The 10490-nt window shown below is 68.0% G+C and carries 11 protein-coding genes and 2 pseudogenes; 2 read left to right on the plus strand and 11 right to left on the minus strand.

Features of this window, described 5'->3' with window-relative positions:
- Nucleotides 1–112 precede the first annotated feature (112 nt).
- From H8R17_RS15200 to H8R17_RS15235, 8 genes are all read right to left on the minus strand, one after another.
- Entirely contained in the window at nucleotides 113–2230 is a 2118-nt protein-coding gene (locus tag H8R17_RS15200) for an FtsK/SpoIIIE domain-containing protein (RefSeq protein WP_187823712.1), read from the minus strand.
- A gap of 125 nt (nucleotides 2231–2355) precedes the next feature.
- Complete coding sequence (locus tag H8R17_RS15205; RefSeq protein ID WP_187823713.1) at nucleotides 2356–2673, minus strand: hypothetical protein; 318 nt, start codon at nucleotides 2671–2673, stop codon at nucleotides 2356–2358.
- Entirely contained in the window at nucleotides 2666–3022 is a 357-nt protein-coding gene (locus H8R17_RS15210) for an RRQRL motif-containing zinc-binding protein (protein ID WP_187823714.1), read from the minus strand. Before H8R17_RS15210 ends, H8R17_RS15205 begins: the two co-directional genes overlap by 8 nt.
- Nucleotides 3022–4113 carry a conjugal transfer protein gene (locus H8R17_RS15215; protein ID WP_187823715.1) on the minus strand — a complete coding sequence of 364 codons (1092 nt, stop codon included), beginning with the start codon at nucleotides 4111–4113 and terminating at the stop codon, nucleotides 3022–3024. Before H8R17_RS15215 ends, H8R17_RS15210 begins: the two co-directional genes overlap by 1 nt.
- Nucleotides 4110–4388, minus strand: coding sequence for a DUF6303 family protein (locus H8R17_RS15220; protein ID WP_187823716.1), 279 nt, complete (start codon nucleotides 4386–4388; stop codon nucleotides 4110–4112). Before H8R17_RS15220 ends, H8R17_RS15215 begins: the two co-directional genes overlap by 4 nt.
- A complete protein-coding gene (locus H8R17_RS15225) occupies nucleotides 4385–4831 on the minus strand; it encodes a Pycsar system effector family protein (RefSeq protein ID WP_187823717.1) in 447 nt (148 codons plus the stop codon). Before H8R17_RS15225 ends, H8R17_RS15220 begins: the two co-directional genes overlap by 4 nt.
- Nucleotides 4828–5022: a hypothetical protein gene (locus tag H8R17_RS15230; RefSeq protein ID WP_187823718.1), complete on the minus strand. Its 195-nt coding sequence runs from the start codon at nucleotides 5020–5022 to the stop codon at nucleotides 4828–4830. The genes H8R17_RS15225 and H8R17_RS15230 overlap by 4 nt, the downstream gene beginning before the upstream one ends.
- A complete protein-coding gene (locus H8R17_RS15235) occupies nucleotides 5019–5288 on the minus strand; it encodes a DUF6284 family protein (protein ID WP_187823719.1) in 270 nt (89 codons plus the stop codon). Before H8R17_RS15235 ends, H8R17_RS15230 begins: the two co-directional genes overlap by 4 nt.
- Nucleotides 5289–5798: 510 nt before the next feature.
- On the opposite strand from H8R17_RS15235, the gene H8R17_RS15240 reads away from it, so the two are divergent.
- Both H8R17_RS15240 and H8R17_RS15245 read left to right on the plus strand, forming a co-directional pair.
- The gene (locus H8R17_RS15240) at nucleotides 5799–6644 is read left to right on the plus strand and encodes a sigma-70 region 4 domain-containing protein (protein WP_187823720.1); all 846 of its coding nucleotides are present in this window, start codon (nucleotides 5799–5801) and stop codon (nucleotides 6642–6644) included.
- Nucleotides 6645–6646: 2 nt separating this feature from the next.
- Complete coding sequence (locus H8R17_RS15245; RefSeq protein WP_187823721.1) at nucleotides 6647–7453, plus strand: protein phosphatase 2C domain-containing protein; 807 nt, start codon at nucleotides 6647–6649, stop codon at nucleotides 7451–7453.
- A gap of 315 nt (nucleotides 7454–7768) precedes the next feature.
- On the opposite strand, the gene H8R17_RS15250 is transcribed toward H8R17_RS15245, so the two are convergent.
- From H8R17_RS15250 to H8R17_RS46715, 3 genes and pseudogenes are all read right to left on the minus strand, one after another.
- Complete coding sequence (locus tag H8R17_RS15250; protein ID WP_187823722.1) at nucleotides 7769–8977, minus strand: PIN domain-containing protein; 1209 nt, start codon at nucleotides 8975–8977, stop codon at nucleotides 7769–7771.
- A 514-nt stretch (nucleotides 8978–9491) separates the two neighbouring features.
- Nucleotides 9492–9993 (minus strand): annotated as a pseudogene (locus H8R17_RS15255) (YceI family protein); the annotation flags it as partial.
- 13 nt (nucleotides 9994–10006) lie between these two features.
- Nucleotides 10007–10280 (minus strand): annotated as a pseudogene (locus H8R17_RS46715) (MFS transporter); the annotation flags it as partial.
- Nucleotides 10281–10490 lie beyond the last annotated feature (210 nt).

Genomic DNA, 10490 nt, shown 5'->3' on the forward strand with positions numbered 1-10490 from the left:
CTCCCTGACTCCCTGAACGATCATTTGTGCAGGTCAGGGCCAGGGAGGCGGGTCAGGGAGGCGTTCAGGGAGTTCTCCCTGTCTCCCTGACCTGTCGGGGGTTGGCTCCCTGTCATCCGTCGGCGGAAGCGGAACCCTCGGTGTCGCGGTTGGCGAGGGCGCGGGCGACGCGGTCACGGGCGACGACCATGACGCCGTCGGACTTGTAGGGCTCTGCGCCGGCGTCGTCCAGGACGCGCTTGAGATCGATGAACGACCAACCGCCGTAGGCGTCCGCGTTCCGCGTGGCGAGCCGCGCCAGCACGTCCTTCGTCCGCACGCGGGGCGCGTCGCCGACGACGGCGGCGATGTCGGCGAGCGGATCGTGTTCCTCGCCCCGCTCGATGGCGTGCAGGGTGGTCACGCCGTCGCGCAGGGCCTTGGCCCGGTCGGTGATGGCTTCGGCCGCGTCGTCGTCGATGTAGTGCGTGCGCACCGTGATGGACGACTGTCCGGCCGGGATGGCGATGCCGTCGGAGGCGACGACCAGGGTTCCCCGGTCCAGGCCCGGACGCAGCAGGTTCGGGGCGGCGCCGCCGTCGACGGCCTTGTCCCCGAGCGCCATGCGGGCTTGCGACTCTGTGCCCAGGGCGAGGGAGGCGCGGGTGTGGGCACCCTCGCGGACCAGCTTGGGAAGGTTCTCGTTGGTCGGGTCCTGGGTGCCCTGCCACATCAGCACGTTCACGGCACGGCCCTGGTTGTGAATCTTCCGGACGGCCATGAAGTACCGGGAGTTGGCCTTCGACCCGCCATACGGGCGCTTGTCCTCATCCTTGGCCGGGCACATGAACGCCACCTGCGCCTCATCGACCAGCACGATCAGCGGCGGGAACACGGTGCCGGGCGGGGCCTGGATACGGCGGTTCATCTCATCCACCGCGCCCTCGACCATCTCGGTCACCTGGATCACGTGCTCATCCGTCGGCCCCTGGATCAGGGTCGTGGCGAGCCCATCGAACATGGCCCAGTCACCCACACCCTTCAGGTCGCCCATGAGGAACTGCACCGACTTGTCCAGCGCCAGCCACAGCGCGAGCGAGCGCAGAGCGACGGTCTTACCCTGGTTCGACAGACCCGTGACCAGCACATGGCGCTGATACAGGCTCAACATGGCGGCATCCCCGCGCAAGTCCTGCCCCCACGGCGCCTTGCCCGTCTTGTAGTTCGCCGTCAGCGTCTCGTCAGTGACCAGGGGGGACGGACCGATCGGCTCATCCAGCGCACCGGAATCAGCGATCCACAACCGGACGGTGCGGGCCGCCTCGGGGATCGTGATGAACACCTCGTGCTCATGCCGGGTCAGGTTCTCTGCCAACTTGCGGCGCCGGTTCTGCACCTCGACCGTCGACACCCCCGACGGCAGCGTGACGTCCACCTCGACCCCGCATCCGGCGATCCGGATCGGACCGAGCATGGACGCGCCGGCGTCGCCCATCTCCTTGATGGCGTTGCGCAGGGCCGGCACGCCCAGGTCACGCAGGGCCTTGACGACGATGGACGGGGTGATCGGCTCCCCCTCACCGGAGCGGACAGCGGCCGGAAGCGCCCACTGAGGGGCGGCCTGCTGCTTGCTGCCGACGGCCCACAGGGCGAGCAGGGCCAGGAACGGGCCGATCGTGAGGGCCGGACCCCATACCACCTGCACGATCCGGATCAACGTGGCGATGAAGTCGACGGTCGCCTTCAACGGGGTGATGACATCGCCGACTTCCTTGGTGTTCAGGGCCATCACGATCCCGAGGGCGACCAGCACACCGATGCCCATGCCGGTCCCGACGGCGGCACCCCTGGCCACCTCCACCGGGGAGTGCAGCAGGTCCATACGGCGCCGGTGGCGCGCCTCCCGGAAGCGCTGAAGACGGTCCTCCCACTCCTCGGCCACCTCGTAGTTCCCGGCAGCCTCAGCCGCACGCAGCATCCGCTCATAGCGGGCACCGGTACGGCCGTCCCAGGTCCGGCGGGCCACGATCCGCGCCCCACCCGCCACGTAGAGGGTGTGACGGGCAACAGCGCGGGCCGTGGTGGTGGTGCGCTCATCGGTGGCGATGCGCTTGACGGCGCGGCCGGAGCGCACCCACAGCGGCACCACCGGCGCCGGCGGCGGGTCCGGAACCACGGTCAGCGTGGTCACCGGCCCATCCGGCGTGGGCGGTTCGGGGTCCTTGTAGAGGCGAACGACGTTCTCAGACATGCTGGAAGTTCTCCTGACTGCCCCGAACAGGGGCGGGAGTTGAGGGCGCCGGGGTGGCTGGGTCCGTGGCAGGGAAGGCCACCCCGGCGCAGGTCAGGCGGTGAGGGCGCCGGACAGGCGCGCGGTCACCACCAGCGGGACGACTTCTTAGCGGCCTTGTCCCTGGCGGCCTCGGTCACGACGCGCTGCCGCTCGCCCTGCAACGCGGCAATCTCGCTGATGAGCCGGGTCTCGGCCGCCTGCCACGCCGTGTCCAGGCGGGTTTCGGCGCGGCCGGTGCTCTCGCCCCGTGTGAGCTTGTACGAGCCGCCGGCCACAGCGGCGAGGACCGCGCGGCGCTCACGGCCGTCCAGTGGCCACAGCTCACGCTGCCGCACGGCCATCAGCTTGCGGTTCGCCTGCTGGATCGCACGGTCCAGGCGGCGGGTATCGGGCTTACCCATGGTCAGGCGCTCCTTGAAGAGTTGGGGGATCGGGGTAGGCGCAGGGCACGCAGGTGCCGAGCGAGGCGGGGATGACGTAGCCCGCATCCGTTCCGCAGACGGGGCACAGGCGGCGGGCGGCGTTTGCCTTGGCCAGAGCCGCCCACCTCGCCGGTGTCATCGGCCGTACCGGCTTGGCGAGGTCGACGCGGTAGAGGTAGGCGACCAGCGGCCCCCGGCGGCGGCGTGGCCGTTCGAGCTGAGCGGCCACGAACTGACCACCGGGCCGCAGGCCGCGCGCCCGGAGTTGTCGGCGGGTGGCGTAGCCGTCCGGAGCCAGGCGCCACCGGAACACCGGCAGCGCCCCCATCACGCGGCCTTAGCCGATGCGGCGCGTTCGGCGAGGATGGTGTCCCGCAGTGACCGCGCGTTCGCCGGTGAGGTGTGGATCGCGCGGCGGATGCCCTCGCCGGTCACCTTTGTGTCCGGCCAATCGGCCGTCACCTTGCGCGCTTCGGCGAGCAACTGTTCCGGCGTGCGCTTCGGTCGACTCGGCTTTGCCGCCTCCGGGACACGGCCCGTGGCGCGGCGCGATCGGGTCGACTCAGCGGCCACCGCGCGCGACTCGATCGAGGCGACCGGAGCGGGCTCGACCGGGGGGAGCGGCTTGAGTGGCATCGACTTGCCCAGGTCGATTGCGACCGGATCGGGCAGAGTCAGCCGGGTCAGCGTCACCACCGGGTCCGGGGTCGATTCGGCGAGGTCAGCCGTAGACCGTTTCCTTATGGTCTTGGTGGATTCCTCCGCATTTGCGATGCCGGGGAACATGTCCGCCAGGGCCGCGTTCGCGCCGTCCGTGACCCGATCGCGCTGGACGTCCAGCAGCCTCGATCCAAGGGCTACGTCGCCGACGCCGACCTTGCGCGCGAGGCGCCACGACTTACGATCCGACCACTTCTTGACCCGGTCGCTGGGGTGGTTGGCGGCACGGGCCCGGTGGTAGGCCAGGGCCTGAACGACGGCGGCGGCTCGTCGTTCCGCTTCGGCGTCGCGGCCGTCGGTGTGGACGACGATCCGCCGGGCCAGGAACGCCATGCCCTCGGCCGACACGCACATGCCCATCGGGGTGACGGCGTAGATGACGGTGCGTCCGGCGTCGGGGCCTGCCATGGCGGCCATGACCGAGGCGGCGGCGGGCAGTGCCCACAGTCCGAGGCGGACCGGCCACGGTGAGGCCTGGCCCAGCATGGTCAGACCGAGCAGGACCAGGCCCAGGACGGCGGTCGCGCCTTCACCGGCCGCGACGGCGCCCAGTGCGGTTCCCTCGCCGTAGGCGTGCCCGATGTTGCTGAACGTGCCGATGCCGCCGGCCACGCCGGTCAGCAGCATCGGGACGAACGCGCACCCGAGCACGATCTTCTGTGCGCGCGTCAACGGCCTGCGGGTCTGCTGCGTGCTCATACCGCACCCCCGTCCACGACAGGCCGCACGGGCACGGACGCGGTCAGGCGGACCACGTCGCCGCGGCAGGTGGACTCCTGCCACTGCCACTCGCCCCCATCGGCGATCTCGTAGCCCAGCGCGGCCAGCGCGCGGCCCCTCTCCTGCGGGGTCGGAATGGGGTCGGTCCGGTCGAAGTCGTGCGCGGGCCACCGGCCCGACGGCGTGTCGGGCAAGGGCACGTACACCTCCCACAGACCAAGGAAGGTATTGGTCATCCGGGCGTACTGCGTCATCGCGCACCCCCCACAGCGAGCAGGGCGGCCAGGATGAGCAGGGCGCCCCCGGCACAAGTCAGGTCGACCGCGCGACGCAGGGTCGTGAACTTGGCGACCGCCAGCCGGGACAGACCGGCGATGTCGGCGGCCAGATCCGAGGCGACGGTGTCGGTGATCTCCTCGGCCGTCAGCGTGGCCCACAGCGGAAAGCCGTGTCGGCCGCGCAGGTTCGGCCGGGTCGAGCGCAGCAGCAGACCCGCCGCCGCCACCAGCAGCGCCATACCGAGGCCACCGGCGACGTAGGCGGGCCGGTTCATCGGCAGGTCACGGGCGACCGTCCAGGCACCCGCGAGGACCGCACCGACGAACGCCAGCAACAGACCGGTCTTGGTGTCGGTCCGCGTGATCTCCGCCTTCACCTCGGCGTGCGCGGCCGTCAGAGTCCGCTCCGTGGCACTCATCGCCTGCCCCCGTTCCGGCGGCCGTTGGCCACCCACCCGGCGAACTGGACGGCGAACCCCACGGCGGCGATGCCCATCAGCCGGTGGTCCCCCGTCACCAGGGCGGCGATGGAACCGGCGAGCCCGATGAGCACGCCCAGGGAGATCAGGGCCAGCACGCGGCCCTGGGGGGTCGGGGTGGGGGCGCTCATGCCGCACCTCCCGGCAGCAGCGCACTGGCCGGGCGGTTGGCCAGGTCCCGCCGGGCGGCCAACACCCGGTTCCGGGCCCGGCGGATACGCCGGTTGTCCACCTCGTTCGGGGTACGGTCAAGGGCGATGATCTGCGCGTCGACCAGGTCGACACCCGCCAGGATCAGCGGCATCTCCTGCTCGATCGCGTCCAACTCCGCATCCGTGGGTTCCAACCACGGCTCGAACGCGGTAACAGCGTCCTGAACAGTAACGATGTGGCTCATTGGGTCGTGGTTCCTCTCACAGGTGGAACGGCCCGAACCGTGCCCCCGGTGTTCCAGCACCGGGGGCACTTGCCGTTTGTGGAAGAGACCGCACGCGGGCGGCCAGCGCCCCGGACCGGACTCGAACCGGTCGATACCTTCGGGGCCCGCGATCTTTGCCCTTGTGTCACCTGTGCGCAGATGGATCGCCGTCCGCCCCGGCAAGGGGCGGCATCGCGAAAAGGTGCGTACTCAGTCGCACAGGCAGGGCCTACGGCTTGTCGCAGTTGCCTGGATTCGGTAGCTCTATGCAGTTTTCAATCAACAGCCGCTTCCTTCGGGCTCGCTCCCGCTCGCTCGCGGGGCCCTCCGGGCGTTTTTCCAGGTCAAAGCAGCCACAAGGGCGTCCCTGGTGTTGCTTAGGGGGGGTTACTGCCTTGCCTGATAGGTACCGTAGGCAAACCCCTGTGTGCGCGCAACCCCCTCTGGCGATAGAGTTTGATAGCCCCCCTAGGCGAGGATGGGAAAACAGTGGAAGACGACATGAAGCGGATCTCTGAGATCGCGGTCCCGGTCGACCGGGCCAGGGCCGCAATCGACCTGATGGCGACCTATCAGGGGCGAGTGACGGAGCTGTCCCGCATCCGGCGCGAAGCGATCGAGGAAGCGCAGGCGTCGGGCATGACCCAAGCCGAGATCGCCCTGAAGTTGGGCGTGAGTCGCGGGCGGGTCGGGCAACTGGCTTCGGCGGGTCCGCCCCCCGAGCGGGCGTTCTTCGGGACCGACCTGGTTACCGTGTCGCTCGGTGGTAAGCCAGAGGCTGGCAAGGGGCCAGACCAGAACCCCAGCGCCGTCGTGGTCCGGGAAGACCTCGACAACTTCGAGCACCTGCGCAAGTTGCTTGGCGGCATGAAGCTCGATGCGCAGTACGAGGTCATTCCGCCGACCGGCATCGTCAACCTGAACCGCGAGAATCACGTGGTGATCTGCGGTCCCCGGCTGTCGCCCATCGTGGCCCAGGTGCTGGAAGGAGACGACAGTCTTCAGTTTGCGAAGGATCGCGCATGGCACCTGGTAGACCGGAAGGCAGGCCAGACCTACCGGTCTCCGATGGACGAACACGGCGAGGCCGGCGACTTCGGCTACTTGGGGCGGTTGCCGCGCTTGGACGGCCGGGGCACGTTCCTCTACATCGCCGGTATTCACGCCATAGGAGCCAACGGGGTGGTGCACTACCTGGAGCACAACTTGGCTGAGCTTTACCGAGAGGTGCGGACTAAGCGCTTCTCGACGCTGATCTCCTGCCGCTACAACCCCGAGACCCTCGAAGTTCTGGAGAGCCGCAGGGTCACCCCGCTGTACCGACACGAAAGCTGATCATGCGCGTCTGTCTGAACACGCAGCCCGGGGGAGCTGGCCTCAACGAAGACTGGGTTGGCAGCACCCCTAGCCTCGCCGTGGTGCTTGATGGACTCAGCACGGCGGGGCTGTCCACGGGCTGTAGTCACGGCGTCCCGTGGTACGTCGCTCACCTCGGCGGCTACCTCACGGCCGCGTTGGCGGACCATGACCGGTCGCTCTCGGACGGCTTGTCCGAAGCGATCGAACGGGTGGCCGCGCACCATCCCGAGTGCGATCTGAGCAACCCAGGAACGCCGTCGGCGACAGTGGCGATCCTTCGGCAGGGGAGCACCACCCTTGATCACCTCGTGCTGGCTGACTCGCCGATCGTTCTGGATCGCGCCGGCGACTACGAGGTGATCACTGATCTCCGTGTGGACGACGTACTTCCTGAGTTGCAAGCGGAGGTCGCCGGCCACGAGACGCACACCCCGGGGCACCGGGAGGCTTTGCAACGTCTCGTGCGTGCTCAGCGGGAAGTGCGCAACACGCCAGAGGGGTACTGGGTGGCCGCCAGCACCCCCGAGGCAGCGCAACACGCGCTGACTGGAGCGACGCCGATCGGCGAGGCGCAGGCCGCCGCCGTCATGTCGGATGGCGTCTCGCGGCTCGTGACCGAGTACCGCATGGCTGACTGGGCCAAGGTCTTCACTGTCCTACGGACGGAAGGTCCGTACGGGCTGATCGAGTCGGTTCGCAAGATCGAAGCGACCGACCCGACCGGGCGGCGGTGGCCACGCTACAAGTCGGGGGATGACGCCACGGTGGCCTTCTGCCAGTGGTGACCAGCAGGGCTCGACGTCCCGTCCCCCGAAAGGGCTGAGAATCCATGAAATGCCAGGTCAGGGCACCCAAACCCGTCCCGGATGGCCGCCATCTACCGAACCGTGGCGAGCGTCACAGAGCTTGCCAGGTCTCGTGAGCCGCCAGTTCACGCGCCCGCTCTGCCGGCTGACCGACGTAGGCTAAGGCTGCCCCGGTGTCGTTGCGGCGCGAACTCGGCTGCTCGGAGCGTTGGTGCCTCATCGTCAAGACCGGCCTCGACTTCTAACCGCGGTAACCCTAGCCATTGCGGATCTTTAGCTCGCTGGGGGCCTGGGTTACTCGCTGTCTGCGTCTTCCTCCGCCATCGCATCCCATTCGAGGTCCATGCGCACTTTTTCCGCTCGTTCTTCCTCGATAAACCGCCTGGTGCTTTCGATGTGGACCATTCGGCGCCGGAGGCTTTTTACTGACTGGAGGACCAGCGAACCCATCCCTTCTAGCACTTCGGACGAGGTTGGCTGCTGCGGCGATTCAGACCTCAGCAATGATGGCTCAGCATCCTGCTTGGTCGTGCTGATGAGGATTCGAGTCTGCCAGGAGCACACGACCACCCGCTGCTCCCGCCTAGGGAGTTCGGCGATGCCGACGAGGGTCCATCGTGCCTCCACCGAAGACCAAACGTGATCCCCGATGCTGTGTGCCTTTGCCTCCCCGATGTGCTCCAGCCGGGCGAGCGGCTCGTCGACCCAGCCTCGGGCGACAGTGGGATCCTGGTCGATCGCTTCCGCGTCGAAGCATCCGAACCGGGCCGACGTGAGAACCGAACGACGGAAGCGCCCGCTACGCATCCGCCTGAATGCCTCGCGGGCCATGAGGTGAGCAGTGTCTGGGGATTCAAGTACGGCTTTGACCGCCTCGTCGTCCGGCGCCGTCTTCTTAGTGAAAAGATCGACCAGTTCGTTCATGTTCGTGACGTGAACGAACCGGTCCTCTATTCCGTCGAGGTCTTCATTCATTGGGTGCTGGTAGGGGGCGCCGTTGCCGAAATCGTGAGTGTTGGCGCTGACGAAGTAGACCGTCTCGTCGGGATGGGCTCTGGCGTAATTGACCGCCGTGAGCCAGATTGCTGCGTCCCGCGCGCCGACCTTGTGGCCCTTGTTGTCTCCATCGGCGCCCACGAGCTTGCACGGAGGCAGAAGATTCATCTCTCGGGTCAGTGCCTCGTTGAGGATGCCCACGTCGGCCGCCAGGTTGTCGGCGACCGACTCAAACCGCTGGCGCCAATGGTGCGCGTACCGGTCTATGTCCACGTGGGGGAGGTTCTGCGGCAGGGACCACGGGGTGTCCTCGGCGATCTTTTTCCACGCTGCCGAGGCCGCCTCGTACCGTTCCCGGTATGGGTTGACGCGCTGGGCCACAAGCTCCTCTAGCGCTACCGAAGGGATGCCCACCTTCTCTGCGCCTGCGGCACGGATAGTCTGGAGCAGGTCCGTCGTGACGGTGTCCGGTCCTTTGTAGAGGATGTTCGCGTCCAGGATGATCAAGGTGGGTTGGCTCCGTCTTCCTCGGATCAGGGTCCTACGGCCACACCCTCTCAAGATCTGATTGCCGGGCGCAGGTGGAATTGTCAGCTCGCCGGTTGGTGGTAGGCCGTCCTGCCCCGGCCCGCGTCATTACTCCGTGGTTGCACCTGCAGCCCTGCCGACCATGGTCTCGCTCAGCGGTAGTCGACACTGGAACCGGCCGAGTGGTGTTGCCTTCAGCCCTTGATGAGCCGCCCATCAGCTGAGAAGAACCACGCGATTACCAGCGTCTCCTCCCCCAGATGTGTCCCGGGAGTGCCATCCAGCGGCAAAACCGCAGGTCAAAGGTGCTTAGTGGAGCCCGCTGTAAATCTGCCGGCTCAGCCTTCCCAGGTTCGAATCCTGGCGCCGCCACTTTGGGGAAGACCCCCTCCGAACTGCGGAAACGCAGAGCGGAGGGGGTCTCTTCGTATGTGGTCTTCGGGGGTGGCGGCTGTGTGTGGTGTGTGCCACGTCGGGTGGGCTCCGGGCCGCGTCAGTTGGGATCCGGCATGGTCTCGCCCTGGACCGTCTGGATGTCCAGTTCCACCTTCAGGGTCGTGCCGATCGCCGCGATGTCGGCCTGGAGGACCTGGTTGTAGTTCATCGGGAAGTCCTCACGGCGCAGTTCCGTCGTGGTGCGGCAGGCGGCCCGGACTCCGCCCCACGGATCGGGCCCGGTGCCGAGGTAGGCGAGGTCCAGGTCCACGGGGCGTACGACCCCCGTGCAGGGTGAGGTCGCCGTGGACGGTCCCGTGGTCGGCGGCGGCCGGGGCCAGGCCGGTCGAGCGGTAGGTGATCTCCGGGTGGCGCTCCACGTCCAGGAAATCCGGCGACCTGAGATGGACGTCGCGCATGCCGTTCCCGGCGTCGATCGACGCCGCCCCGATCACCGCCTCGACCCGGGACTTCTCCACGTCCGGCGCGATCTCGACGCGCCCGCCGAACTCGGTGAAGCGGCCATGCACGCTGGAGATGCCCAGGTGCTGGGCGACCGCGCAGCCCGATGGTCGACATACCGATGGACCGCATCAGCGTGTTGAGGCTGTTCGCGGAACCCGTCTCGGACGCGGGGCACGGCACCCATGATCAGCGCGGGCATCGCGCCGTACGTGAAGCCGATCCCGGCGCCGATCACGCAAGACACCAGCACGAAGTGCCAGACCTCGGACATCAGTACGATGTTCAGGCCGTACCCGGCCGCGACGATCAGGGCGCCGATCATGATGGTGACCTTGGGGCCCTTGGCCCGGGAGACGGCCGCGGAGACCGGTGCGAAGGCCACGTCGTGCCGGAGTTCCCCGGTCAGCTGCCGTTGTTCTGAGCCGCCGCCACTGTTCCAGAACTGGAAGCTTCCGCTCTTCCGAACCAGAAGCCCAGGTGACCGGATGCCCCGGTTCTCCAGGCCTAGGGCCAATGCCGTGTAGTTAGGGCTTGCCGGGAAACAAGCCGTGGCTTCGGGCCTTGGTCCTCGTTGTTGTGGTATGGGGAGACC

It is taken from the genome of Streptomyces sp. TRM68367 (genome assembly GCF_014495685.1).
Lineage (GTDB): Bacteria > Actinomycetota > Actinomycetes > Streptomycetales > Streptomycetaceae > Streptomyces.